24 protein-coding genes and 1 tRNA gene are annotated in these 26,152 nt (G+C 66.4%); 2 read left to right on the forward strand and 23 right to left on the reverse strand.

The genetic code is table 11. The features are described 5' to 3' along the window. Positions 1 to 260: 260 nt before the first annotated feature. The 23 genes from murA to argS form a co-directional block, all read right to left on the reverse strand. Positions 261 to 1,523: a UDP-N-acetylglucosamine 1-carboxyvinyltransferase gene (gene murA, locus NV2_RS10670; protein ID WP_067871439.1), complete on the reverse strand. Its 1,263-nt coding sequence runs from the start codon at positions 1,521 to 1,523 to the stop codon at positions 261 to 263. Between the two features lie 86 nt (positions 1,524 to 1,609). Next, positions 1,610 to 2,218 (reverse strand): cob(I)yrinic acid a,c-diamide adenosyltransferase, encoded by a 609-nt coding sequence (locus NV2_RS10675; protein ID WP_067871440.1) that lies wholly within the window; start codon positions 2,216 to 2,218, stop codon positions 1,610 to 1,612. 24 nt (positions 2,219 to 2,242) lie between these two features. Next, the gene (locus NV2_RS10680) at positions 2,243 to 2,665 is read right to left on the reverse strand and encodes a DUF2550 domain-containing protein (protein WP_067871441.1); all 423 of its coding nucleotides are present in this window, start codon (positions 2,663 to 2,665) and stop codon (positions 2,243 to 2,245) included. 335 nt (positions 2,666 to 3,000) lie between these two features. Then, positions 3,001 to 3,375: a F0F1 ATP synthase subunit epsilon gene (locus NV2_RS10685; RefSeq protein WP_067871442.1), complete on the reverse strand. Its 375-nt coding sequence runs from the start codon at positions 3,373 to 3,375 to the stop codon at positions 3,001 to 3,003. Positions 3,376 to 3,380: 5 nt separating this feature from the next. After that, positions 3,381 to 4,829 (reverse strand): F0F1 ATP synthase subunit beta, encoded by a 1,449-nt coding sequence (atpD, locus tag NV2_RS10690; RefSeq protein WP_067871443.1) that lies wholly within the window; start codon positions 4,827 to 4,829, stop codon positions 3,381 to 3,383. A gap of 27 nt (positions 4,830 to 4,856) precedes the next feature. Next, positions 4,857 to 5,825 (reverse strand): F0F1 ATP synthase subunit gamma, encoded by a 969-nt coding sequence (locus NV2_RS10695; protein ID WP_067871444.1) that lies wholly within the window; start codon positions 5,823 to 5,825, stop codon positions 4,857 to 4,859. 63 nt (positions 5,826 to 5,888) lie between these two features. After that, complete coding sequence (atpA, locus tag NV2_RS10700; protein WP_067871445.1) at positions 5,889 to 7,526, reverse strand: F0F1 ATP synthase subunit alpha; 1,638 nt, start codon at positions 7,524 to 7,526, stop codon at positions 5,889 to 5,891. A gap of 62 nt (positions 7,527 to 7,588) precedes the next feature. Beyond that, complete coding sequence (locus tag NV2_RS10705) at positions 7,589 to 8,401, reverse strand: F0F1 ATP synthase subunit delta (protein WP_067871446.1); 813 nt, start codon at positions 8,399 to 8,401, stop codon at positions 7,589 to 7,591. A gap of 89 nt (positions 8,402 to 8,490) precedes the next feature. Beyond that, complete coding sequence (locus tag NV2_RS10710; RefSeq protein ID WP_067871447.1) at positions 8,491 to 9,045, reverse strand: F0F1 ATP synthase subunit B; 555 nt, start codon at positions 9,043 to 9,045, stop codon at positions 8,491 to 8,493. 5 nt (positions 9,046 to 9,050) lie between these two features. Continuing rightward, positions 9,051 to 9,299 carry an ATP synthase F0 subunit C gene (locus tag NV2_RS10715; protein WP_067871448.1) on the reverse strand — a complete coding sequence of 83 codons (249 nt, stop codon included), beginning with the start codon at positions 9,297 to 9,299 and terminating at the stop codon, positions 9,051 to 9,053. Positions 9,300 to 9,369: 70 nt separating this feature from the next. Next, positions 9,370 to 10,146, reverse strand: coding sequence for a F0F1 ATP synthase subunit A (gene atpB, locus NV2_RS10720; protein ID WP_084474319.1), 777 nt, complete (start codon positions 10,144 to 10,146; stop codon positions 9,370 to 9,372). 319 nt (positions 10,147 to 10,465) lie between these two features. After that, positions 10,466 to 10,918, reverse strand: a complete 453-nt coding sequence (locus NV2_RS10725; RefSeq protein WP_067871449.1) for a Cg1360 family ATP-synthase-associated protein — start codon at positions 10,916 to 10,918, stop codon at positions 10,466 to 10,468. 21 nt (positions 10,919 to 10,939) lie between these two features. Continuing rightward, complete coding sequence (locus NV2_RS10730; protein WP_067871450.1) at positions 10,940 to 12,091, reverse strand: MraY family glycosyltransferase; 1,152 nt, start codon at positions 12,089 to 12,091, stop codon at positions 10,940 to 10,942. Positions 12,092 to 12,102: 11 nt separating this feature from the next. Beyond that, positions 12,103 to 12,768: an L-threonylcarbamoyladenylate synthase gene (locus tag NV2_RS10735; protein WP_067871451.1), complete on the reverse strand. Its 666-nt coding sequence runs from the start codon at positions 12,766 to 12,768 to the stop codon at positions 12,103 to 12,105. A 176-nt stretch (positions 12,769 to 12,944) separates the two neighbouring features. After that, entirely contained in the window at positions 12,945 to 13,811 is an 867-nt protein-coding gene (prmC, locus tag NV2_RS10740; protein WP_084474321.1) for a peptide chain release factor N(5)-glutamine methyltransferase, read from the reverse strand. 185 nt (positions 13,812 to 13,996) lie between these two features. Beyond that, positions 13,997 to 15,079: a peptide chain release factor 1 gene (gene prfA, locus NV2_RS10745; protein ID WP_067871452.1), complete on the reverse strand. Its 1,083-nt coding sequence runs from the start codon at positions 15,077 to 15,079 to the stop codon at positions 13,997 to 13,999. Positions 15,080 to 15,167: 88 nt separating this feature from the next. Next, positions 15,168 to 15,404: a 50S ribosomal protein L31 gene (rpmE, locus tag NV2_RS10750; RefSeq protein WP_067871453.1), complete on the reverse strand. Its 237-nt coding sequence runs from the start codon at positions 15,402 to 15,404 to the stop codon at positions 15,168 to 15,170. A 902-nt stretch (positions 15,405 to 16,306) separates the two neighbouring features. Further along, the gene (rho, locus tag NV2_RS10755; protein WP_157102852.1) at positions 16,307 to 18,301 is read right to left on the reverse strand and encodes a transcription termination factor Rho; all 1,995 of its coding nucleotides are present in this window, start codon (positions 18,299 to 18,301) and stop codon (positions 16,307 to 16,309) included. Between the two features lie 432 nt (positions 18,302 to 18,733). Next, positions 18,734 to 19,699 (reverse strand): homoserine kinase, encoded by a 966-nt coding sequence (thrB, locus tag NV2_RS10760; RefSeq protein ID WP_067871896.1) that lies wholly within the window; start codon positions 19,697 to 19,699, stop codon positions 18,734 to 18,736. A gap of 25 nt (positions 19,700 to 19,724) precedes the next feature. Further along, positions 19,725 to 20,822 (reverse strand): threonine synthase, encoded by a 1,098-nt coding sequence (gene thrC, locus NV2_RS10765; protein ID WP_067871455.1) that lies wholly within the window; start codon positions 20,820 to 20,822, stop codon positions 19,725 to 19,727. Next, the gene (locus tag NV2_RS10770) at positions 20,819 to 22,228 is read right to left on the reverse strand and encodes a homoserine dehydrogenase (protein ID WP_067871456.1); all 1,410 of its coding nucleotides are present in this window, start codon (positions 22,226 to 22,228) and stop codon (positions 20,819 to 20,821) included. The genes thrC and NV2_RS10770 overlap by 4 nt, the downstream gene beginning before the upstream one ends. Next, entirely contained in the window at positions 22,225 to 23,655 is a 1,431-nt protein-coding gene (lysA, locus tag NV2_RS10775) for a diaminopimelate decarboxylase (protein ID WP_067871457.1), read from the reverse strand. Before lysA ends, NV2_RS10770 begins: the two co-directional genes overlap by 4 nt. 79 nt (positions 23,656 to 23,734) lie before the next feature. Then, the gene (gene argS, locus NV2_RS10780; RefSeq protein ID WP_067871458.1) at positions 23,735 to 25,393 is read right to left on the reverse strand and encodes an arginine--tRNA ligase; all 1,659 of its coding nucleotides are present in this window, start codon (positions 25,391 to 25,393) and stop codon (positions 23,735 to 23,737) included. Between the two features lie 99 nt (positions 25,394 to 25,492). Between argS and NV2_RS10785 the strand changes: the two genes are divergently transcribed. Together NV2_RS10785 and NV2_RS10790 are read left to right on the forward strand one after the other, a co-directional pair. Further along, a complete protein-coding gene (locus NV2_RS10785) occupies positions 25,493 to 25,822 on the forward strand; it encodes a hypothetical protein (protein WP_067871459.1) in 330 nt (109 codons plus the stop codon). 137 nt (positions 25,823 to 25,959) lie between these two features. Continuing rightward, a tRNA-Arg gene (locus tag NV2_RS10790) sits at positions 25,960 to 26,032 on the forward strand. The last annotated feature ends 120 nt before the right edge of the window (positions 26,033 to 26,152 follow it).

The raw sequence follows: 26,152 nt of genomic DNA on the forward strand, positions 1-26,152 counted from the left end.
CACGCACACACCATCGCCCAGAAGTTGTTCTGATTGATCGGTGAGGCAACTTTTCTAGCTTAGCTCAACCATCCGATCCGAACCAAATCGGACCCCGGTCGAACCAGTGTGATCGCCAGGCGCTCTCCGTACTACCTCGTTTTCCCCTGGCCTCTCGGCCCGGGGTCGGTGTCCGTGTCGCTCTGACCTGGAATAAGTTACGCACACATTGATACGAAGTCAAATCGCCTGGTCAGAGCGATAATTCGTCATGTCACCGACTACGCCGCAACACCGACGCGTTCGACATCGGCGCCGAGTCCCCTCAGGTTCTCCACGAAGTCGGGGTACCCACGGTCGATGTGGAAGACGTCGTGCACCTCGGTGACCCCATCGGCAACGAGTCCGGCCAGGACCAGCCCGGCGCCGGCGCGAATATCCGAGGACCACACCGGTGCACTCGACAAACGGGGAATCCCCCGGATCACCGCGTGATGACCGTCGGTGCGCGCATCGGCACCCAACCGGATCATCTCCTCCACGAACCGGAAGCGCGCCTCGAAGATGTTCTCGGTGATCATCGAAGTGCCCTCCGCGATCGTCGCCAGGCCGATGGCCATCGGTTGCAGGTCGGTCGGGAACCCCGGAAACGGCAGGGTCGAGAAATTCACCGCACGCGGCCGCTCCGGCTGCTCCACCCGGAACCCGTTGGGTTCGAAGGTGATTCGCGCACCGGAGGAGCGGAGCTTGTCCAGCACCAAGGACAGGTGCTTCGGATTCAGGCCCGTGACTCGTACATCCCCCATGGTCATCGCCGCAGCGATGCCCCAGGTAGCGGCCACGATCCGGTCGCCGATCACCTGGTGAGTGGTCGGCACCAGCTTGCGCACACCTGCGATGGTGAGGACCGAGGTGCCGGCGCCGTCGATCCGCGCACCCATCCGATTGAGCATCGTGCACAGGTCGACGATCTCCGGCTCGCGCGCGGCATTGTCGATCACCGTCTCCCCTTCGGCCAGGACCGCGGCCATGAGGATGTTCTCCGTCGCCCCGACCGAAGGGAAGTCCAGCCGGATGCGCGCGCCCTGCAGTTCATCGGCGCGAGCTACCAGGCAGCCGTGCTCGATCTCGCTGGTCGCGCCGAGTAGTCGCAGACCGGCCTGATGCATATCCAGTGGCCGCGAACCGATGGCATCGCCGCCGGGCAGTGCCACCACCGCACGCTTGCAGCGCGCCATCAGCGGGCCGAGCACACACACCGAGGCACGGAACTGGGTGACCGCCGGGAAGTCCGCGTGATACTTCGGTTCCGCCGGCGTGGTGATGGCCACCACGGAACCGTCGACCGTCACATCGCAGCCCAGCCCGCGCAGCACCTCGGCCATCAGCGGGACGTCCAGGATGTCCGGGCAGTTCGTAATCGTCGTCGTCCCCTCGGCCAACAGCGCGGCGGCCATCAGCTTGAGCACGCTGTTCTTCGCGCCGCCTACGGCCACCTCGCCGACCAGCCGATGGCCGCCGGTCACCAGGAAGCGTTCACTCACAGCGCCTCCTCGCCGACGCCGGCGGTGCCGTGCGCGCCGCACGCTGTATCAATTGTTGGCTCGCAAGCTCGCTCACGGGGGCCAGCCTAACGGGAGGGCTCGTCGGTCGCGCCCGGTCCGTCCGTCTCCGAACCGCCCGGCCGCCACAGCACGTCACCGTCCGGATTCGCCAGTCGGCCGAGGATGAACAGCAGGTCCGACAGCCGGTTCAGGTATTTCGCGGGAAGCACGTTCGTCCCGTCCGGGTCGGCCTCGACCGCGGCCCACGCCGAACGCTCCGCGCGGCGCGTCACGGTCCGGGCGACGTGCAACAGTGCCGCGAGCGGGGTGCCGCCGGGAAGGATGAACGAATTCAGCGGGGTCAGTCCGGCATTGAACTCGTCGCACCAGCCTTCGACGCGATCGATGTAGGGCTGGGTGATCCGCAGCGGCGGGTACTTGGGATTCGCAACCACCGGAGTCGACAGATCCGCGCCCGCGTCGAACAGATCGTTCTGCACCTGCCGCAGGACCTCGGCGATCCGCACCGGGGGCCCGCCCAGCGCCAGCGCTACGCCGAGAGCCGCATTCGTCTCGTCACAGTCGGCATAGGCGATCAGTCGGGGATCGGTCTTCGGCACCCTGGAGAAGTCGCTCAGACCGGTGGTGCCGTCGTCACCGGTGCGGGTATAGATCTTGGTCAGATGCACACTCATGGGTAGTGATCACCGTATTTCTGATCAGGGCCCCGGCCGCCGCCGGATCCGTTCGGAAGGCCTCGACTCGACCCACGACAGGAACGCCGCCAGCGAGCCACGATCCAGCGCGAGTTCATAGCTTCCGTCGCCGTCGGACACCGCGATGACGATGATGTCGTCGGTCATGATGTCGTACTCGTCGCCCACCGGGGAGCGACGATCGACCACCTCGATGCCGAGGCGCCGGATGGTCGAGTCGGGCCCGAGTTTCAGACTGGTGAGTTTGTAGAACACGAGCCGGCCCTCGCCGTAGCGGATCAGGCCGTGCCGCCACCCCTGGCCGCCCTGCGCGGGCAACACCCGCAGAATCGCCGCAGTGCCGCCGCGGCGCAACATGATCAGGCGATACAGCGAGACCAGCGCCACGCCGACCAGCAACAGCACCAGAATGATCAGAAGCACCATCCCGGTCCGCAATCCAGGTCCGTCCCTTCGCATCGCCCTGCGCCAACGGCAGCGCCGTGCCCTGCCCGGACAAGACCGCTCCCGCAGCGAGTCTACAAACCGCACCGCCGCGGCACACAGCCGGTCAGCCGATCCGAAAGTTTTTCTCCCGACCGTCACCACCGCCGCAGCCCGGCAGCTCCCGGTCTCGGCCGTGCCTGATGCTCCGGCCTGCGCATATCCCCTGCGGCCGTCCCCGAACAGCAGTGTGGCGGTCCGGATGTCCGGACCGCCACACGGGCAGTGCTATTCGATTGTGCTCGGCGGCAGATCGCCTCGACAGCGTTCGGAGACGATCAGTCCGTCTTCGCCTCGACCGCACGCAGCCGGGCGGTCGCCACATTCTGTTCCTGCTCCGAAGAGTTCGGATCGGCCAGCACCGCACGTGCCGCATCGATATCGATATCGGCAGCGAATTCGGCGGATTCGGCGAGAATCCGGACGGCCTCACCCGTGCAGGAGAAGAACCCGCCGTGCACGGCGGCGACGATCCGCTCACCCTCGGTGCTCTCGATGGTCACGATGCCGCCCTCGGCCAGCTGGCCGAGCACGGGCTCGTGGCCGTGCAGAATACCGATCTGCCCTTCGGTGGTCTGGGCGCCGACGAAACTCGCCTGCCCCGACCACAGCCGCCGCTCGATGGCGACCAGATCAACTGACATGTCCGCCATGGTGACTACTTCCCGGCGATCTTCTTCGCGGCCGCCTCGACGTCGTCCAGGCCACCGCAGGAGTTGAACGCCTGCTCAGGCAGGTGGTCGAATTCGCCCTTGCAAACCCGGTCGAAGTCGTCGATGGTCTGCTCCAGCGGCACGACCGAACCCACGTTGCCGGTGAACTTCTCGGCGACGATGAAGTTCTGGCCGAGGAACTTCTCCAGGCGACGGGCACGGCCCACCAGGACCTTGTCCTCTTCGGAGAGCTCGTCCATACCGAGGATGGCGATGATGTCCTGCAGTTCCTTGTACTTCTGCAGAATCCGCTTGACCTCGTTGGCCACCGCGAAGTGCCGGTCGCCAACAATGGACGCTTCGAGGATCCGACTCGTCGAGGTCAGCGGGTCGACGGCGGGGTAGATACCCTTCTGCGAAATCGGGCGGGAAAGCTCGGTGGTCGCATCCAGGTGGGCGAAGGTGGTCGCCGGCGCCGGGTCGGTGTAGTCGTCGGCGGGAACGTAGATCGCCTGCATCGAGGTGATCGAACGACCACGGGTCGAGGTGATGCGCTCCTGCAGCTGGCCCATCTCGTCCGCCAGGGTCGGCTGGTAACCGACGGCCGAGGGCATACGACCCAGCAGGGTCGAGACCTCGGAACCGGCCTGGGTGAACCGGAAGATGTTGTCGATGAACAGCAGCACGTCCTGGCCCTGTACATCGCGGAAGTACTCCGCCATGGTCAGCGCGGACAGGGCGACACGCATACGGGTGCCCGGCGGCTCGTCCATCTGGCCGAAGACGAGGGCGGTGTCCTGCAGCACGCCCATCTCTTCCATTTCCAGGTGCAGGTCGGTGCCCTCACGGGTGCGCTCACCGACGCCGGCGAACACCGACGTACCGGAGAACTCACGCGCGATACGGGTGATCATCTCCTGGATCAGAACGGTCTTGCCGACACCGGCACCACCGAACAGACCGATCTTGCCGCCCTTCACGTACGGGGTCAGCAAGTCGATGACCTTGATGCCCGTCTCCAGGATCTCGGTCTTACCCTCGAGCTGATCGAAGGCGGGCGGCTCGCGGTGGATGCCCCACTGCTCGCCGTCGCGGCCCAGACCGGGGGTGTCCAAGCAGTCGCCGAGGGCGTTGAAGACATGGCCCTTGGTGACCTCGCCGACCGGCACCGAGATCGGCTTGCCGGTATCGGTCACCGGCGCGCCACGGACGAGGCCGTCGGTGGGCTGCATCGAAATGGTGCGAACGACGTTGTCGCCCAGGTGCTGCGCCACCTCGAGGGTCAGCGTCTTGGCCACCGAGGGCAGGACGATATCCGAATGCAGAGCGTTGAACAGCTCGGGGATCGCTCCGCGCGGGAACTCGACGTCCACAACGGGGCCGGCTACCCGGACGACGCGGCCTGTGCCAGCGCCCGCCCGGCTTGTGTTCTCTTGCGTGACAGCTGCGGTCATTTGTCTTCTTCCATGGGTGGCTAGGGCTTAGTCGCGGTCCGAGTTCGCCAGCGCGTTCGCGCCACCGACGATCTCACTGATTTCCTGTGTGATGTTCGCCTGGCGGATCGAGTTCGCCTGACGGCTCAGGGAATCGACCAGCTCGGTGGCGTTATCGGTGGCGGCCTTCATCGCGGTGCGGCGCGCGGCCGACTCCGAGGCCGCCGCCTCGAGCAGCGACGAGTAGATGCGGGTGTTGATGTACTTCGGCAGCAGTGCGCCGAGCAGCTTGTCCGCATCCGGTTCGAACTCGTACAGCGAGCTGACCTTGGCGTCCGGAGAGTCGGTCAGCATATCCTCGCCGAGTTCATAGTTCTCGTCGACGAAACTCACCTGGATCGGCGCCATCCGGCGCACCTCCGGAACCTGCGACAACATCGACACGAAGCGCGTGTAGACGATATGTACCTCGTCCACACCCTCGATCGTGCCCGCGCCGCCGGGTGCCTCGACCTCCGAGCCGGAGCCGGCCATGAAGATGTCGACGAGATGACCGCAGGCGGCCGAGGCGTCGGTGTAGTGCGGCTGCTGCGAGAAGCCGGTCCACGAACCCGACACCGACCGGCGCCGGAAGGTGTAGTACGTCAGGCCCTTGTTGCCCATGACGTAGAGCACCGGCTCCTTGCCCTCGGAGCGCAGTGTGGTCAGCAGCTCCTCCGCGCGCTTGAGCACGTTGGCGTTGTAGCCACCGCACATACCGCTGTCACTGGTGATGACCAGGACGGCGGCCCGACTCGGGTTCTCCCGCTCGGTCAGCAGCGGATGGTTGAGATTCGACGAGGCAGCAGCGAGTTCGCTCAGTACCTTGGTGATCTCTTCCGCGTACGGCTTCGCGGCGGCGACCCGGGCCTGGGCCTTACTGATCCGCGAGGTCGCGATCAGCTCCTGCGCCTTGGTGATCTTCTTGATCGAGCTCACACCACGAATACGGGAGCGCAGTTCACGCAAGTTCGCCATCAGCGGTTCACACTCCCTTCGCGTATCCCGCGTATCGGATTGGTCGGCATGGTCGGACCCGGCTTACTTCTCGACGTGCTTACGGGTGACCGACAGCGACTCGACCTCTTCGTGGTCCAGTTCGCCCGCGCCGGCCTCGTTGACCACGCGGCTGCCGTCGGAAGCCAGGAAGCCCTGCTTGAAGCGCTCGGTCTCGGCCTTGATGGAGTCGGCGGCCTCGCCCTGCAGCACCTTGCCACCCTCGATCGACTCGAACGCCGCGGCGGCGCTGCGGTGCAGCGACTCGAGCAGTTCGTTGTTGAAGCGGCGGACGTCGGCGACCGGCACGGTGTCGAAGTAGCCGGCGTCGACCAGGAAGATCGACACGATCTGGTCCTCGACCGCAACCGGGGAGTACTGATCCTGCTTGAGCAGCTCGACCCAGCGGGCACCACGCTCGAGCTGGGCCAGCGAGGCGGCATCCAGATCGGAGGCGAAGGCGGAGAACGCTTCGAGCTCGCGGTAGGAGGCCAGCTCCAGACGCAGCGAACCGGCGACCTTCTTCATGCCCTTGGTCTGCGCGGCGCCACCGACACGGGAGACCGAGGTACCGACGTTGATGGCCGGACGCACACCCTTGTTGAACAGGTCGGACTCGAGGAAGACCTGGCCGTCGGTGATGGAGATGACGTTGGTCGGGATGAACGCCGAGATGTCGTTGGCCTTGGTCTCGATGATCGGCAGACCCGTCATCGAACCGGCGCCCATCTCGTCGGACAGCTTCGCGCAACGCTCCAGCAGGCGGGAGTGCAGGTAGAAGACGTCACCCGGATACGCCTCGCGGCCCGGCGGACGACGCAGCAGCAGCGAGATGGCGCGGTAGGCCTCGGCCTGCTTGGACAGGTCGTCGAACACGATCAGGACGTGCTTGCCCTGGTACATCCAGTGCTGGCCGAGCGCGGAACCGGTGTAGGGCGCGAGCCACTTGAAACCGGCCGAATCAGACGCAGGTGCCGCGACGATCGTCGTGTACTCCAGCGCCCCGTGGGCCTCGAGCGCGGACTTCACACCGGCGATGGTGGAGCCCTTCTGGCCGATCGCGACGTAGATGCAACGCATCTGCTTGGTCGGATCGCCGGACTCCCAGTTGGCCTTCTGGTTCAGGATGGCGTCGATGCAGAGCGCGGTTTTACCGGTCTTGCGGTCGCCGATGACCAGCTGACGCTGGCCGCGGCCGATGGCGGTCAGTGCGTCGATGGCGGTGATGCCGGTGGCCATCGGCTCCTCGACCGGCTGACGCTCCAGCACGGTCGCGGCCTGCAGCTCCAGCACGCGGCGCTCATCGGATTCGATCTCGCCCAGGCCGTCGATCGGCTTGCCGAGCGGGTCGATGACGCGGCCGAGGAAGTTGTCGCCGACCGGCACCGAGAGCACGTCACCGGTGCGGCGGACCTGCTGGCCCTCTTCGATGCCGTTGAACTCACCGAGGATGACCGCGCCGATTTCGTCGGGGTCGAGGTTCAGCGCAACACCCAGCACGCCGCCGGGGAATTCGAGGATCTCGTTGGTCATCGCCGACGGCAGGCCGCTGACGTGCGCGATGCCGTCACTGGTGTCGGTAACCGTGCCGATTTCCTCGATCGAGGTTTCGGGGGTGTAGCTCTGGGTGTAGCTTTCGATCGCGCTACGGATCTCATCGGGGGAGATCGTCAGCTCCGCCATGGTTCTTCCTGCTCTCGCTGTGGTCTGGAATGTCGGGGTGGGTGCCGGGCCGCCGAGGCCGGCTAGGCCAGGGATTGGCGCAGACGGCGCAGTCGACCGACCGCACTGCCGTCGATGACGTCGTCACCGATGCGGATGACGACACCGGCCAGCAGGCTGGTGTCGATCTGCACATGGACGGTGACCGGCTTGTCATAGATCCGCTGCAGCGATGCGGCGAGTTGCTCCCGCTGCTGCTGCGTCAGCTCCGTGGCCGCACGAACGTAGGCGACGATCTGCTTGCGCAGGGATGCCGCCAGCTCGGACAGCTGATCGAAGGCGATGCCCGCGTCACCACGCGAACGGCCGACGGCCTGCTCGGCCAGCTGCATGGTGATGTCTTCGACCTTGCCGGTGAGCAGCCGGGCCAGCAGTTCGCGCTTGGCCTGCTGTGAGGTGGCGTGATCGGTGAGGGCCTGCTCCAGATTCGGATTGTCCTCGATGATGCGCGCCAGCCGGAACAGCTCGTCCTCGACGGCGTCGATACGGCCGCGGTCGGCCGCGGCACGCAACAGCGCCTCCTGCCCCAGCACCACCAGGGTGTCGACCAGATCCCGGGTACGGGACCAGTCCTGGGCGACGGCCGTGGTCAGCACGGCCAGCGTGGCCGCGCTGATCTTGCCGCCGAACACGCGTTCGGCCAGTTCGGCTCGCACCGAACTGGACACCGACTTATCCGCGAGCGCGACACGCAGCGAACGCTGGTCGTCGAGCACGTCGACTACGGCGAACAGTTCGGAACCCGTCGTTGCGATGGTGATGTCACCGGTCGCGGACAGTGCGGCCGAAAGAGCTTCCCTCGCACGGGAACTCGCCTCGCGGCTCGCTGCGTACATGCTTCCCACTTTCACTGAGTTGAATTCCGGGGCACCGGTTCGGTCACGTCCGGTGACTCATGTCACCGGACGAACCTCTCAGGCGCAGGTTACCTGCCGACCCCGATGCCGGCCTTCTCATCCAGCTCGGTAAGGAACCGGTCGATGGACGCGGCCTGCTTGGCCTCGTCCGCCACGGACTGCCCGATGATCTTCTCGGCCAGGTCTACCGCGGTGCGGCCGAGCTCGGACCGCAATTCGGTAACAATCTGCTGACGCTGCGAATCCAGCTGGGCGTGACCCGCAGTGACGATGCGATCGGCCTCGGCCTGCGCCTCGGACCGCAGCTGGGCGAGGATCTGCTGGCCCTGGGTGCGCGCTTCCTCGCGGATGCGTGCCGCCTCCAGCCGGGCCTCCGCCAGCTGCTGCTGGTACTGCTGCAGGGTCTGCTGGGCTTCGGCCTGCGCGGCCTCGGCCGCTTCCATGCCGCCTTCGATCTTCTGTGAGCGCTCGTCGAGCACCTTCGTCAAACGGGGAACCACGTACTTGTAGAACAGGAACCCGATGACCACAACACAGACCAGCGACCACACGATGTCGTAGGTCTCCGGGATGAGGGGGTTTATATCCTCCGCATCCTCGGCGAGCAGATACATGCTGTTCATGGGAATCAGAAGATGAAGCCGGCAACGAGGCCGATCAGGGCCAGCGCCTCGGTGAAGGCGATACCCAGGAACATGTTGGTCCGGATGGTGCCCTGCAGCTCGGGCTGACGAGCGATGCCCTCGATCGCCTTACCGACAACGATGCCGACACCGATACCCGGGCCGATCGCGGCCAGACCGTAGCCGATAGCGCCGTAGCCCTTCACCGGTTCCGAGTTCTGGGCGAGTTCGGCGGCCACGTAGGAGAGGCTCATGAGATTTCTTTCCCTTTCTGTTGCCCACCCACCCGGCGGCCGGTGGGGCAGTTCTTGTGCGGTTGTGCGGTCAGTGCGAGTCGGCGTGCTGCGCCAGGGAGATGTAGACGGCGGTCAGCAGTGCGAACACGTAGGCCTGCAGGAAGACAACCAAGAGCTCGAACAGGGTGAATCCGAATCCCGCCAGCAAGGAGAACGGCGAGAAGATCTTCATCCACGAGACGGCGTCGAACAGGAAGAACTGGGTGGCGCTGAAGAACAGCACCAGCATGATGTGACCGGACAGCATGTTGGCCATGAGTCGGACGGTCAGGGTGAACGGACGCAGGACGAAGGTCGAGATGAACTCGATCGGAATCAGCAGTACGTGCAGCGCGATCGGCACATTGGGCACCACGATCGACGAGCGCATGTACCGCCAGAACCCGTACTTGCGGATACCCACGTAGTTGAACGCGATATAGGCGATCGCGGCGAGCACGATCGGCATACCGACGCGGGCGTTCGAGGAGATGTTCAAGAACGGGATGACGCTCGAGAAGTTCAGGAACAAGACCGTGAAGAAGATCGTGGCGATGAGCGGGAAGTATTTCCGGCCGCTTTCCTTGCCGAGGATCTCTTCGCAGATCTGCTCGCGAACGAACACCAGTCCGATCTCCGCGACGTTCTGCAGACCGCGCGGTACGAGGCGGGGACTGCGGAATGCGAGCAACATGACCGCGGCCAGAACGGCCGCCATGATGATGCGGATCAGCATCAAACGGTCGAGCTCGAACGGCGTCCCCTCGAACAGCAGAGCCGGAGGGAAGAAGTCTTGCAGCGAAGGCGCGTGGAACTCGCCCGCCAAAGTGGTGACGCTCAGCGTTCTCTCCCGTGTTCGGGCCGCGGGACAACCTCGATCTCGCGGTTCGATCGGACATTGACGATCAGGGGGGTCGACTCAGGTCGGCTCGAGTTCGTCAGCAGCTGCGCGGGTAAGTCCCACTGTGGCGTCTGTACGTCGGCGACATCGTCGACGGTGCAGGGCCGGAAACTCCGCACAGAAGATCCGGCACAGCAGTAAGCATAACCTCTCACATCAGTCCTGATGCGGTCGGCCCCGTGTTTATGGATGCTTACGGTAAAGAGTTTACCAAGGTGTCTACGACAACGTGTAGGGGGTCGGTTCAAATATTGGAACGATCTTGGTCGACGGGGCCGGAGGGTGGATCGATCACCGGAACACGCCGCCGCAGAAGTCCATATGTTTCGGCCCCGAGAACAATCAGCAACGCACCCACGACCGTCAGGAACAGGGTACCGGGACTGTAGAAATCGAAGCGCTGCACGATCGCGACCACAACCATCACGATCAGCAGTTTGCCGACCCAGCTTCCCAGCATCACCATCCCCTGAATCCCGCTGTCCAGTTTCGCACTGAACAACACGAGAGCGGCAGTGGTGAGAATGAAGAAGCCACCGATCGCGGAGCCGATCAAGGCCCCCCAGAAGCCGGCCCAGCCCGCGACAATCGAACCGGCAACAACCGAAACCACCACCAGCACACAGAGTCCGGCAATGCCGTAACGCAGCGCCGCTCGCAGCGGGGCATCGGGATGATATTCGGGTGCCGTGCTCACAGTCGCTACTTTACTAGGCCCTTACTTGCGGCGACCGCGGAGCCCGGCGAGCTCCCGCAGTGACGGGACGGCCGTCACCACCAGTGCGAATACCAGGCCCGCCGCGAACAGCAGCACCACCACCCGGCGATCCATCAACGACGAGCCGACCGCGGCGAAGGCCAGCACCCCGACCCACAAGTAGATCAGCAGCACCACCCGCCGATGCGAATGGCCGATCTGGAGCAGGCGGTGGTGCAGATGCATTTTGTCGGGTGTGGAGAAACTCACTCCGGCGCGCACGCGCCGCACGATTGCCAGCACCAGATCCAGCACCGGAATAAACATCACCGCCCCCACCAGCAACAGCGGTGAAAGCAGGCCGACGATATCGCGCGGGCCGTATCCGGTGAGCGGAATCCGGCCGGAGGCGCCGGTCGAGACGGCAGCCAGCATCAAACCGATCAGCATCGAACCGGAATCGCCCATGAATATGCGGGCCGGATTGAAATTGTGGGGCAGGAATCCCAGGCATCCGCCCGCCAGCGCGGCGGCCAACAGGGCCGGCGGGAAGGTATCGGTGGCGCCGCCCTGCTCGTAGAGCAAACCGACGGTGAACACGAATACCGCGACGGCCGCGATCAGGCCCAACCCCGCGGCCAGACCGTCGAGTCCGTCGACGAAGTTCATCGCGTTGATCATGGTGACCGTGATCGCCACTGTCACCACGCCGCCCTGCAGCTGATCGAGTACCACGGTGGTGTTGCTGAACGGGTTGTAGATGGCGACCCAGCTCAGCCCCATCACGGCCATGACTCCGGCAGCGGTGATCTGGCCGACGAACTTGGTCAGGGCGTCCAGCCCCCACCGATCGTCGACGATTCCCACGAGCACGATCAGCGTGCCCGCGACCAGTACCGCCGGAATATCGTGCGGATAGTCGAAGCCCCGGCGCAACGCGGGGAGCTGGTGCGCGAACAACACCGCGGCCAGTACGCCGAGATAGATACCGACACCGCCCATGCGTGGGATCGGTTCCAGGTGCACATCACGATCACGCGGGACCGCGATGGCGCCGAAACCGATCGCCAGTGTTCGAATTCCGCCGGTGGACAACATCGTCACCACCGCCGACACGAGCAGGACCAGAAGCAGCTCGCGCAGCGGGACGACCGCGCCCTGACTGAAGACCATCTACCGTGCCGTCAGCCGGCCGTCTCGGGCGACAGCTCGTCCGGTGACATGCCCAGGACCTCACCGAGCTGCTCGAGCGTCACCGCGCCCGCGCGCAGTACTCGCGGGCGATCGGCCGTCAGGTCGACGATCGTCGAGGGCACGCCGTGGTCGGCGGGGCCACCGTCGAGGTAGGTACCCACCAGCGAGCCGAGCTGGTCGCGTGCCTCGGTCACCGTGGTGGCCGGCGGCTGTCCGGAGACGTTCGCACTCGATACCGCCATCGGCCCCACCTCACGCAGCAATTCCAGCGCGATGGGATGCAGCGGCATGCGCAGCATCACGGTGCCGCGGGCATCCCCCAGATCCCACGCCAGCGATGGCGCCTGCTGCACCACCAGGCTGAGCCCGCCCGGCCAGAACGCGCGGATCAGATCGCGGGCTCTGGGTTGTACGGAGAACACGAGTCCGTCGATGGTGTTCCACGAACCCACCAGCACCGGCACCGGCATATCGCGCCCACGCCGTTTGGCCGCGAGCAGGGCGGCCACGGCAGCGGAATCGAACGCGTCCGCGGCGATTCCGTAGACCGTGTCGGTGGGGATGACAGCCAGCCGTCCGGATTTCAAGGTGGTCCGCGCAGCAGTCAGCCCGGCGGCACGAGAATCGGGATCGGAGCAGTCGTAGACGGTACTCACGGCGCCGAGTCTATTGAATGTGTCTCTCGGCACTGTGCCCGGCGTCGGGCCCGGCTGTGGCGACCGAGTGGCAACTATCACCGAACGGTAGTAGTCCACCGCAACAGTTACCAACTGGCATACCCGCTGAATGCGCGCCCGCACGCCGCAGGGACCACTCGATCGAGCGAAAGACGCTAGGTCCGCAACCGTGCAGCGACGAAGCGGGGGCGGCCGGCCAGATCGGGATGTTCGGTGATCTGGTCGAATCCGCCGTGGGCGGCGAACAACGCCGCGACCTCGGAGCCGTGCGAGTCGTCGTGTTCGACCGCGACGAATCCGCCCGGGCGCAGCAGTCGCGCCACCGTGCTGATCATGGGTGCGATCACGGACAATCCGTCGACGCCACCGAACAAGGCCAGATGCGGATCATGCTCGGCCACTTCGGGATCGAGCACCGCGCCGGTGGGAATGTAGGGCGGATTGGCGACGACCAGATCGACGCGGCCGTTCAGCTCGGCCAGTACATCCGCGCTCGTCACATCGCCCGCGGACACCGTGACGGGGGTATCGCCCTGCGCCTGCTGCCGATCGGCATTGCGCTGAGCCCACCGCCGGGCCGTGGGATCCAGCTCCACCGCGTGCACCCGGGCGTCGGGCCTGGCGTGGGCGATCGCAAGCGCCAGCGCGCCCGATCCGGTACACAGATCCACCACCATCGGCGGCCGGTCGTGTCCGGCCGCCTCCAGTCGCGCCAGGGCCCACGCGAACAGCAGCTCGGTTTCCGGACGTGGCACGAAAACCCCCGGCCCCACGTCGAGATCCACTTCCCCCAGGGACGCGGTACCGGTCAGATGCTGCAGCGGCACCCGGTCCGCGCGGCGCGCCACCAGCGTGTGGAACTGTTCGAGTTGTTCCGGAGTCACCATCGGAATCAATGCCAGCCGCGAGCGCTCGGCCTCGAGCACACGGGCAGCCAGATATTCGGCATCGATCTGCGGGCTGGGGACCCCCGCCGACGCGAGCGTGCGGGCAGCCGCGTTGACCGCGGGGCGCAGCGGCACACGGCGCGTACCCGCCTCGCCGGATGGATTGCCGTGCAGAGTGCAGCCTCCTGGAGAAGGGCCGGGCCGAACATCGAGAACCCGGCGAATACCCCATGATGTCACGGGCGCGCAGAGCCGATCTCACGCCCGGTCGGCGCCGCCGGCCCCGCGCGAGCGGCCGGCGCAACACCACCCTCGGGGTGCTACTCGGCGGCCAGCCGGGCGGCGCGATCCGCCTCGCCGAGCGCGTCGAGCACTGCATCGAGGTCACCGTCGAGGACCGAGTCCAGGTTGTGCGCCTTGAACCCGATGCGATGGTCGGTGATGCGGTTCTCGGGGAAGTTGTAGGTGCGGATGCGCTCGGAACGGTCCACTGTGCGGATCTGTGAGGCCCGGCCTGCGGCGGCATCGGCATCGGCCTGCTCCTCGGCCAGTGCCTGCAACCGTGCGGCGAGCACCTGCATGGCACGCAGCTTGTTCTGCAGCTGCGAACGCTCGTTCTGGCAGGTCACCACGATGCCGCTGGGCAGATGGGTGATGCGGACCGCGGAGTCGGTGGTGTTGACGCCCTGCCCGCCCTTACCCGAGGAGCGGTAGACGTCGATACGCAGATCGGATTCGTCGATCTGGACCTGCTCGACCTCGTCGGGTTCCGGATAGATCAGGACGCCGGCGGCCGAGGTGTGGATGCGGCCCTGTGATTCGGTCACCGGCACCCGCTGCACGCGGTGCACCCCGCCTTCGAACTTCAACCGCGACCAGACCCCGTCCCGGCTCGGCTCGCGGCTCTTGATCGACAGGGTGGCCTCCTTGTAGCCGCCCAGATCGGAGATGTTCGCGTCGAGCACCTCCACCTTCCACCCGTGGCGTTCGGCATAGCGGAGGTACATGCGCGCCAGGTCGGAGGCGAACAAGGCGGACTCCTCACCACCCTCCCCCGACTTCACCTCGAGTACGACATCGTCGCTGTCGTGCGGGTCACGCGGGGCCAGCAGGTCGGTGAGTGTGTTCTCCAGCTCGTCGACCTGCTGCTCGAGGTCGGGGACCTCGGCGGCGAAGGAGGCGTCGTCGGCGGCCAGCTCACGCGCCGCGGACAGGTCGTCACGGGCGGCGGTGAGCTTGGTGTAGGTCGACATGATCGGCGCCAGTTCGGCGAACCGCTTACCGACGCGCCGGGCCTCGGCCGGGTCGTTGTGCAGCGCCGGGTCCGACAGCTGCGTCTCCAGGCCGGCGTGTTCGGCCAGAATATCGTCGATAGCGGATGGGGCCGTGATCTTGTCGGCCATGGGAGTACTGCCTCCTGCTGGGAGTTTCGGGCACCAGAAACACACCAACGCCCGGCCTGCGAAGGCAGGACGGGCGTTGGCGGGACAGCTACTTGGCTTCCGAGGACTCGGACTTCTTGGCGCGCTTGCCGTAACGGGCCTCGAAGCGGGCGACGCGGCCGCCGGTGTCGAGGATCTTCTGCTTGCCCGTGTAGAACGGGTGGCACTGCGAGCAGACCTCGACGGTGATCTGGCCCGACTCCTTGGTGCTGTGAGTCTGGAAGGTGTTGCCGCAACCGCAGACAACGGTGGTCGGCACGTATGCCGGGTGGATTCCTGCCTTCATGGGTGTCCTCTCGATCTGGCCCCGGGTCGCCCGAGCCCACAACCTGATCTGCTGTGTGACCCTCGACGGACGTGAACCGGAACCGACTAGGCGGGATGGTCTGCAGATCGCAGACGCACCGGCGATCCAGTATGCCAGAACCGCCGATACGCACGCACAACGCACCCCGGAACGGATTTGTTCCGCGCACCCGTCGGGGATTCGCCCATCGCTGTCGCAGCGATCCGATGCCCCAGGATCCTCGGCCCCGGAAAGTAACGGCACGCGAATGTGCCGTGCTCGAGCCACGCTGAATTCGAGTAGTCGGCTACTCGGGAATGCGAACACCACTGTTCGTAGATTCATGGCAGAGCCACAATTCCGACGAAACCAACCGACGACCCGAGGTGAACCAGTGAACTTCCAGGTCGCACGGGGGACGAGTAGATCCCGGTCGCCGTCGCCCGGAGCCCATCGCGCGCATCGCCGCCGAATCCGCATGCTGCCGGGACGCCGGCATGCGACCGAGATCTACGCCGGATCGGTCCTCGCCACTCTCGCGCTCACCGCCGTGGCCGGGCTCGTCGCCGCACCGGACCGGCCTGCACCCGCGCCGGCGCCTGCGCAATCCCCCGAGACCTACGAATTCGCGGCGGTCTCGTTCTCGACCGGGTCCATCACCGGAGCCACCGCACTCATCCTGATCGGGCTGATCGGCGGCGCCGCGATGGTCGGCATGCTGTTCTATTCGCCACGAACGCCGCGCGACGACGACACGCAGCCGCACCACCATCGCACTCCCCCGACCTCCCGTCGTCGAGCCGCGTCGCCACCCGACGCCGCCGCCCACCGGAGCCCCGGGAAATACGACGCGGCGGCCGCGCCCGAAAGCGCGAACCGCCGCGAAGTGTGCGTGCGTCCGGTTACTCGTCGAGCGCACCCGGCGCGGTCTTCGAGACCGTCATCAAGAATTCGACGTTGTTCTTCGACTTCTTCAACCGATCGATGAGCAGATCGATCGCCTGCTGGGAATCCAGTCCGGACAACACCCGGCGCAGCTTGTGCACGACCGCCATCTCGTCCGGAGACATCAGCAGCTCGTCGTGACGAGTGCTGGACGGGTTGATGTCCACAGCCGGGAACACCCGGCGCTCGGCGATCTTGCGATCGAGCTTGAGCTCGGCGTTACCGGTGCCCTTGAACTCCTCGAAGATCACCGTGTCACCGGTGGAACCGGTCTCCACCATCGCGGTGGCGATGATGGTGAGCGAGCCGCCGTTCTCGATGTTGCGGGCCGCGCCGAGGAACCGCTTGGGCGGATACAGCGCGGTGGAGTCCACACCACCGGACAGGATGCGGCCCGAAGCCGGCGAGGAGTTGTTGTAGGCACGACCCAGACGAGTGATCGAATCGAGCAGCACGACAACGTCCTGGCCCATCTCGACCAGGCGCTTGGCCCGCTCGATCGCCAGCTCGGCGACCGAGGTGTGATCGCTCGGCGGCCGGTCGAACGTGGAGGCGATCACCTCACCGCGCACGGAGCGCTGCATATCGGTGACCTCTTCGGGACGCTCGTCCACCAGCACGACCATCAGGTAGCACTCGGGGTTGTTGGTGGCGATCGCATTCGCGATGTCCTGCAGGATCGTGGTCTTACCGGCCTTCGGCGGTGACACGATCAGGGCGCGCTGTCCCTTACCGATCGGCATGATCAGGTCGATCACGCGCGTGGTCAGCTTGGGGTTCTGCGCAGTCTCGAGCCGCAGCCGCTGATTGGGGTACAGCGGAGTCAGCTTGTTGAACTCCGGCCGGCGCTTGGCAGCGTCGACATCGGAGCCGTTGACGGTGTCCAGCCGCACCAGCGGATCGAACTTCTGCCGCTGATTGCCCTGCTCACCCTCGCGAGGGGCGCGGACCGCACCGGTGATCGCATCACCGCGACGCAGGCCGTTCTTGCGCACCATGTTCATCGAGACGTACACATCGTTCTGACCGGCCAGGTAACCGGAGGTACGAACGAAGGCGTAGTTGTCGAGCACATCGAGGATGCCGGCAACCGGCTGCAGGACATCGTCGTCGCGCAGCTCGACGTCGCGACCGTCACCACCGTCACGGTCGCGCCCGCCACGGCGACGCTCGCGGAAGCGCCGGCCACGACGTCCGCGGCCGCCTTCCTCGTCGTCGCCACCGCGCGCCGGCCCGTTACCGGACTGATTCTGGCCACCGCCGGACTGGTTGCGATCGCGACGACGCTCGCCCTGATCCTGATCGGACTTGCCGTCACCGGAATCGGATTTCGACTCGCCCTTGTGATCCGAGCGTGCATCACCGCCGCGGTTGTCACCGTCGCCACGCTGGTCGCGGCCGCGGCGCTGGCGGCCCCGCCCCCGCTGACCGCCGTCACGACCGGACTCGTCGCCCGAATCGGCCGGGCGCGCAGCAGATTCCGCCGCCTCGTTCTTCGACGCCGACGCGGCCTCGCTCTTGGCAGGCTCGCTCTTGGCAGGCGCGGGCTCCGCAGCGACATCGTCGAGCGTCTGCTGGCGACCACGACCGTTGCGCGAACCACCGCGCGGCGATTCGCTCTTGGCACGCTCCTTACCGGTCGATTCGGCAGCGTTCGCGGAGGTCTCGGCCTTGGCGGCGCCGGCGTCCGGAGCGGACTTCGCAGCGGAATCCGCCGCGTCCGCCGCAGGCTGGGCCGCGGCGTTCTTCTTGTCGGCGCCCTTCGCATCGCTACGACCACCGCGCGGCGGCTTACCGGCGGCAGCGGCCTGATTTTCCTTGATAGCGGCGATGAGATCGCCCTTACGCATCCCGGATGTACCTCGGATACCGAGCTCTCCGGCAAGCGCACGCAACTGCGGCAACAACATTCCAGTCAGCCCCGATCGTGCGACGTCGGTATGTTCGCTCATCTTCGAAATCTGTCCGGAGTCACTTTCGCGGCCGTCCGAGGGATTTGCAGTGTCCACCCCGGGTGTCGCGAGCAGGTCCGTATCTGTCACGGAGATCCTTTCCTTCCCTCGATTGCCGTGTGCATATTCGAGGGGTCGTCCCGAAGCCCGATCACCGTGCCGAGCTCGGATGCCGTATCGCCTACCCCGCCTGACCGATGGGATAACCACCTGGTCGCGGACACCGGTTCACTGAATGGGATTGATCATTCCAGTCGCTATCCCCTAGATGGAAGCCGAAGTCCCGAGTGATTCGAGCCCCCGAGCCACCTGATTCGAGCAAGGAGCCTGCTGGAGCGATTGCCCTGATGAAGCACCGGCGTCTGACGCGCACGATGTACGGACCAGCCCAGAATAGCTCTGTCCGCCGACGTCAGCAAGACGGCCACGCCGTCAATCCACGCGAACACCCGCGGAAATATCGGGCTCGACCACCCGCAGACCGTCCTCCGCGGCGAGTTTACGCAGGTCGTCCGGAAATTCTTCGGTTCCCAGCGCGAGGATGGTGGGGCCGGCACCCGACACCATTGCCGCGAGCCCCCCAGTGCGCAGCCGGGCGATCCAGGCTGTGGTCAGCGGCAGCGCCGCGGAACGGTAGCCCTGATGCAGGCGGTCCTGGGTGGCCGGCAGCAGCAGATCGGGACGCTCGGTCAGCGCGACGACGGCCAGGGCGGCGCGGCTCGCGTTGAAGGCGGCGTCGCCGTGCGGCACCATATCGGGCAGCAGACCCCGAGTATGCGCGGTCGAGGAACGCTCCTGCGGAATCAGGACCGTGGCCTTCAGCCGGGCATGTGGTTCCAGCCGCACCGCGCGGTAAACCCGCTGATGATGCTCCACGGAGATGTTGGCGTCCACCTCGGCGGCGCTGTCGGATTCGGTCCAGGAGACCACGACACCGCCCAGCACACTGGCCGCGGCGTTGTCGGGATGACCTTCGAATTCCGAGGCGAGTTGCACCAGTTCGGCATCCGACCCGGCCAACGCCGGATCGAATTCGGCGGCCAGCCCGCGCGCCGCGGCCAGCCCGCCCACCGCCGCGGAGGCCGAGGATCCCAGCCCCCGCGAATGCGGAATCACGTTGCGGCACACCACGTCCAGACCGTCGGCCCACAGGCCCGCAGCCTCCAGACCGCGCTCGATGGCGCGAACCACCAGATGCGAAGGGCCCCAAGGGACATCGTCGGCGCCCTCCCCCTCCACCCGAATGGTAAGCCCGGAATCGGTGGTACGTACCGCGATTTCGTCGTAAAGACCCAGGGCGATACCGAGCGAGTCGAAACCCGGACCGAGGTTGGCGCTGGACGCCGGCACCCGCGCGGTGACGGTGATACCGGGCGGGAGCGTCCGTACCTGCGCCATCAGCTGACCTTCACGCGCGCGCAACTCAGGCCAACTCGAGCTCGCGCGCCACCGCGACCGGATCCACCGCGATCGCCTGGACCTGTGGCATCCCCGACAGCGCGGTGTCGGGATCCTTGAGACCGTTGCCGGTGACGGTGCAGACCACGGTCAGGCCCGGCTCGAGCCATCCCTCTGCGCGCGCCGCCAGCAGACCCGCCACGCTGGCGGCCGACGCGGGCTCCACGAAGACACCCTCGCGGCCGGCGACCAGCCGGTACGCGGCCAGGATCTCCTCGTCGGTCGCGGCCCGGAAGGCTCCGCCGGACTGTTCCTTGGCGGCCACGGCGCTGTTCCACGACGCGGGCGCACCGATCCGGATGGCGGTCGCGATGGTCTCGGGGTCTTTCACCGGAGCACCGTTGACCAGGGGCGCCGCACCCGCGGCCTGGACCCCGAGCATGCGCGGCCGACCGGTGGTGATGCCATCGGTGTGATATTCGCTGTATCCCTTCCAGTACGCGGTGATATTGCCCGCGTTACCGACCGGGAGCGCATGGACGTCGGGGGCCTTGCCCAGTGCGTCGCAGATTTCGAAGGCAGCGGTCTTCTGTCCCTCGATGCGGGCCGGGTTCACCGAATTCACGAGCCCGACCTCGGGGAAATCGGAGGTGACCTTCCGGGCCAGTTCGAGGCAGTCGTCGAAATTGCCCTCGACCTGGATGATCTTCGCGCCGAGCATGACGGCCTGGGCCAGCTTGCCCATCGCGATCTTGCCCTGCGGAATCAGCACCGCGCAGTGCATTCCGGCGCGGGTGGCGTAGGCCGCGGCCGACGCGGAAGTGTTACCGGTGGAGGCGCACAGCACCGCCTTCTGGCCGCGAGCCTTGGCATCGGTCATCGCCATGGTCATCCCGCGGTCCTTGAACGAACCGGTCGGGTTGGCACCTTCGACCTTGAGATACACCTCGCAGCCGGTCAGCTCCGACAGATGGTGCGCGGGCACCAGCGGGGTGCCACCCTCGAACAACGTGACCGGCTCCCAGTCGGCACCGACCGCCAGTCGATCGCGGTAGGCGGCGATCAGTCCCGGCCAGGGGGTGTGCACGGCCCCTGCCGACAGCGGCGCTCCTGTCTGACTCATTCCTCGGTGCCTTCCAATCTCAAGACGCTGGTCACAGACGTGACGGAATCCAACTCGGCAAGTGCTGCCACCGTAGCGGCCAGTGCCGACTCGGGGGCGTGGTGGGTGACCACCACCAGTCGCGCACCCTCGTCGTATCCCTCCTGGCGGACCGTCGAGATGCTGACCCCGTGCTCGGCGAATTTGCCGGATACTGCCTGCAGAACCCCGGTGCGGTCGGCAACCCGCAGGTTCACGTGGTAGCGGGTGGGGATGTCACCGATCGGTGCGATCGGCAGCTCAGCATAAACCGACTCGCCGGGGGCGCGGCCACCGTAGAACTTGTTGCGGGCGGCCATCACCAGATCGCCCATCACGGCCGACGCGGTCGGCGCACCACCGGCCCCCTGGCCGTAGAACATCAACCGGCCGGCGTTCTCCGCCTCGACCACCACGGCATTGAACGCGCCGTTGACCGTCGCCAGCGGGTGCCGCCGCGGGATCAGCGCCGGGTAGACGCGCACCGACACCCGATCCTTACCGCCGGTCTGCGGTGCGACCACATCGGCCAGGCTCGGGGTCTCGACCACGGAACCGTCCAGCGCGAGCCGGTCGGTGCCGGGCATGCGCTCGCAGATGGCGAGCAGTTTCACCGTGCATCCCACCGCGTCGGCGGTCTCGAGGTCCTCCGCGGTGATCTCGGTGATGCCCTCGCGATACACGTCGGCGGCGGTGACGCGGGTGTGGAAGGCCAGCGAGGCCAGGATCGCAGCCTTGGCGGCGGCGTCGTAGCCCTCCACGTCGGCAGTCGGGTCGGCCTCGGCGTAGCCCAGCCGGGTCGCCTCGGCCAGGGTGCCGGCGTAGTCGGCACCGGTCTCGTCCATCGCTGACAGAACGAAATTCGTTGTGCCGTTGACGATCCCGACCACGCGGTTCACCCGGTCACCGGACATCGACTGAATCAGTGGACGCACCACCGGGATGGCACCGGCCACCGCGGCCTCGAAGTACAGATCGGCCCGGCTGCCCTCCGCGGCGGCGGCCAGCTCACCGGTGTAATCGGCGAGCAGCGCCTTGTTCGCGGTGACCACGGACTTACCACCGTGCAGCGCGGCGAGAATCGCCTTGCGGGCGGTATCCATCCCGCCCATCAACTCGACGACCAGATCGACGTCCGACCGTGCGACCAGTGCCTCGGCATCGGTGGTCAGCAATTCGGCAGGGATGCCGCGATCGACGTCGGTACGCCGGACCGCGACTCCGCGCAATACGAGCGGTGCTCCCACCCGCGCACGCAGGTCATCGGCGTGTTCGAGCAGAATCCGCACCACCTCGGTGCCGACATTGCCCATCCCGAGCACGGCGACACCGATCGGATGCTCGGCTCCGAATCCACCGGTGTGGGCCTGGTTTACTGCCTCGGTCATGGGTGCACCTCCGTCGCTTCCAGGCTCATCAGATCCGACACGGTCTCCCGGCGCAACAGCAGCCGGGCCCGGCCGTCGCGGACCGCGACCACCGCCGGTCGGGTCAACATGTTGTACCGGCTGGCCATCGAATAGCAGTAGGCACCGGTGGCCGCCACCGCGACCAGGTCACCCGGGGCAACGTCGGCCGGCATCCAGGTGTCGCGGATGACGATATCGCCGCTTTCGCAGTGTTTTCCGACCACCCGTGCCACCACCGGGGCGGCGTCGCTGGAGCGCGAGACCAACCGGCAGTCGTAGTCCGCCTGATACAGCGCCGGGCGGATGTTGTCGCTCATCCCGCCGTCGACACTGACGTAGCGGCGCTGCGCCCCGGCATCGAGGGTGACATCCTTGGTGGTTCCGACCTCGTAGAGGGTGACGGTGCCGGGCCCCGCGATCGCCCGCCCGGGCTCGACGGCAAGGGTCGGCGTCGGCAAGCCGATCTGCGAGGCTTCGGCCTCGACCAGGTCGCGCACCTTTGCCGCGAAGTCGTCCAGGGGCGGCGGATCGTCACTCGGGAGATACGAAATACCCAGTCCACCACCGAGATCCAGAGTCGCGATCTGTTCGGTGCGCTCGACACCGAACTTCTCGATCGCATCGTGCAACAGTCGCAGCATGCGCCGCGCGGAGATCTCGAAACCGTCGATATCGAAAATCTGCGAACCGATATGGCTGTGCAGGCCCACCAGGCGCAGATTGTCCGCCTCGAAGACCCGAGCGAGAGCCTGCATGGCATCGCCACCGGCGATCGAGAAACCGAACTTCTGGTCCTCGTGCGCGGTCGAAATGTATTCGTGGGTATGGGCTTCCACGCCGACGGTGACGCGGACCAGAACGTCCTGCACCACTCCGGCACGGGCCGCGACCGACTCCAGTCGCTCGATCTCGATCAGCGAGTCGACCACAACGTGCCCGACACCGGCTGCCACCGCTTGCTCCAGCTCGGCCACTGATTTGTTGTTGCCGTGCAACGCGATTCGCTCGGCCGGGAACCCACCGTGCAATGCGACCGCAAGCTCACCACCGGAGCACACGTCCAGGTGCAGGCCCTCGTCACGGACCCAGCGCGCGATCTCACCGCACAGGAAGGCCTTCGAGGCGTAGTGCACACGTGCACCGGTACCGAAGGCGCGCACCATGTCCCGGCAACGGGAGCGGAAGTCGTCCTCGTCGACCACGAACAGCGGCGTGCCGAACTCCGCGGCCAGCTCGGTAACCGGAACACCGGCCAGCCGCACCACACCGTCGCTGTCGCGCGAGGCGTTGCGGGGCCAGACGTTGTCCGGAAGAACGATCATCTCGCCGGAGTCCGCGGGCCGCTCCGGCAGGTTGGGGGCGTGGGGGATCTCGGCATGCCGAGGACCCGCCGGATGCGCACTCACGATAATTCCTTCCTCGGGGTGTTCAGGGTCGGCCGAACTCGTTGTTCGGCGCTCGATACCAGGGGACGGGGCCGGCTGCTCACATGCGCTCCGGAGTGGAGACGCCGAGCAGCGTCAGGCCGTTGGACAGCACCTGGCGGGTGGCGTCCACCAGCCGCAGGCGGGCGGCGTTGACCGCAGTGACCGGATCGTCGCCCTGCGGCAGAATGCGCAGCGTCTTGTTGGTCTGGAAGCGGTGGTACGCACCGGCCAGTTCCTCCAGGTAACGGGCCACCCGGTGCGGTTCGCGCAGTGATGCCGCACTGGTCAGCACGGCGGGGAACTCGCCGAGGGTGCGGATCAGCTCGCCCTCCTCGTCGGCAGTCAGCAGCGACAGGTCCGGTTCGACCCCGTCGAATGCGAAATCGGCGGCATTGCGTAGCACCGCGCAGGTGCGGGCGTGGGCGTATTGCACGTAGTAGACCGGATTCTCGCTGCTCTGTTTGGTCCACAGATCCAGATCGATATCGATGCTGGAGTTCACCGAGCTACGCACCAGCACGTAGCGGGCCGCGTCGACACCGATCGCCTCGACCAGGTCGTCGAGGGTGACCACGGTGCCGGCCCGCTTGCTCATCCGCACGGCGACACCGTCGCGCACCAGATTCACCATCTGACCGATCAGCACCTCGACGGTGTTCGGATCGTCGCCGAACGCGGCGGCAGCGGCCTTCAACCGGCCGATATAACCGTGATGGTCGGCGCCCAGCATGTAGATGCACAGGTCGAATCCGCGGGCACGCTTGTTCTGGAAGTAGGCGATATCGCCGCCGATGTAGGCGGACTTACCGTCGCTCTTGATGACGACGCGGTCCTTGTCGTCACCGTATTCGGTGCTGGCGATCCACCACGCACCGTCCTTGGAGTACAGGTTGCCCGACGCCTTCAGCTGTTCCAGCGCCTTGTCCACCGCACCCGACTCGAACAGCGAACTCTCGTTGAAGTACACGTCGAAGTCGGTGCCGAAGTCGTGCAGGGTCTGCTTGATGTGCGCGAACATCAGCTCGACGCCCTCGTGCCGGAACAGCTCGTGACGCTGGGTGGCGGGCAGCGCGACCGCATCGGGATGCGCGGCGGTGATCTGGCCGGCGATATCCGTGATGTAGGTACCGGCGTAGCCGTTCTCGGGCGTCGGGGCACCGGTCGCGGCGGCGATGAGCGATTCGGCGTACCGGTCGATCTGGGCGCCGTGATCGTTGAAGTAGTACTCGCGGGTGACCTCGGCGCCCTGCGCGGCCAGGATGCGGCCCAGCGCGTCACCGACCGCGGCCCAGCGAGTACCACCCAGGTGGACCGGGCCGGTCGGGTTCGCCGAAACGAACTCCAGATTGATCTTCGTGCCGGCGAGCGACTGCGCGGTGCCGTATTTCGCTCCGGCCGCCCGGATCTGTTCCACGATCGCACCCTGCGCGGCCGCTGCCAGCCGAATATTCAGAAATCCCGGACCGGCGACATCGGCCGAATCGATCCCTTCGGCAGCGGCCAGCGCCTCGGCCAGCAAACCGGCCAGTTCGCGCGGATTCAATCCCGCCTTCTTGCCCACCTGCATCGCCACATTCGTGGCATAGTCTCCATGTTCCGGATTCCGGGGTCGCTCCACCTTGACCTCGTCGGGCAGGACCGAAGGGTCGCATCCACGTTCGACGAGCACCTTCGCCGCGGTCGCACGAAGGAGATCTGCAAGGTCAGCTGGAGTCACGAGTCTCTATCCTATGGTCCGAGTGGGTGTGCGCTACCAGCGGGCACCTGCTACGGCACCCCCTCACGCCCCCTCGACACCGAAGAGAGCGCAACGCCGATGCCGAACACCAGCGCCAAATCAGCGAAGGCGATCCGTGCCGCCGCCAAATCCGCCCCCGGCGGCGCGATCAGCGGCGGATCCGAGGCAGCGACCAGACGCCGGGTGCCGTGGACGCTCATCGGCGCCGTGGTGGTGATCGCGGTCCTCGTCGTCACCCTGGCGGTCTACTTCGTCCCCAAGATCCGCCACCACGCCGAGGACGAGGACAGCAAGCAGTCGCCCACCGGCCAGATGAACAATGAGCTACCTGCCGGAATTCCCGGCATTCCAGGTATCCCCGGCATGCCCGGCGTTCCGCTCCCCGGCGAATCCGCCCCGGCGGGCTGAGACGGCATCCGGTCGGCACCACCCCCTGCACTAGTCCCCTGCTCGGAGCGTCCTTTTGGCACACGCCGTGTGATGCGATACGCTTTCCCCGCCCGATCGGACGACGTGCACACAGGTGTCGACCGGGTCCAATCCCCGCCCTCGTAGCTCAGGGGATAGAGCGTCTGCCTCCGGAGCAGAAGGCCGCAGGTTCGATTCCTGCCGAGGGCACACACGAAAGACCCCCGACCAGCACACCGGTCGGGGGTCTTTCACGTTTGCGAGGTCAGCCGTCCCGAGTGTCACGAGTGGACACAACCTCACGCGGACGACGCGCAACAACCGTCAGAG

The sequence above is a fragment of the Nocardia vermiculata NBRC 100427 genome (genome assembly GCF_001613265.1).
GTDB classification, from domain to species: Bacteria; Actinomycetota; Actinomycetes; order Mycobacteriales; family Mycobacteriaceae; genus Nocardia; species Nocardia vermiculata.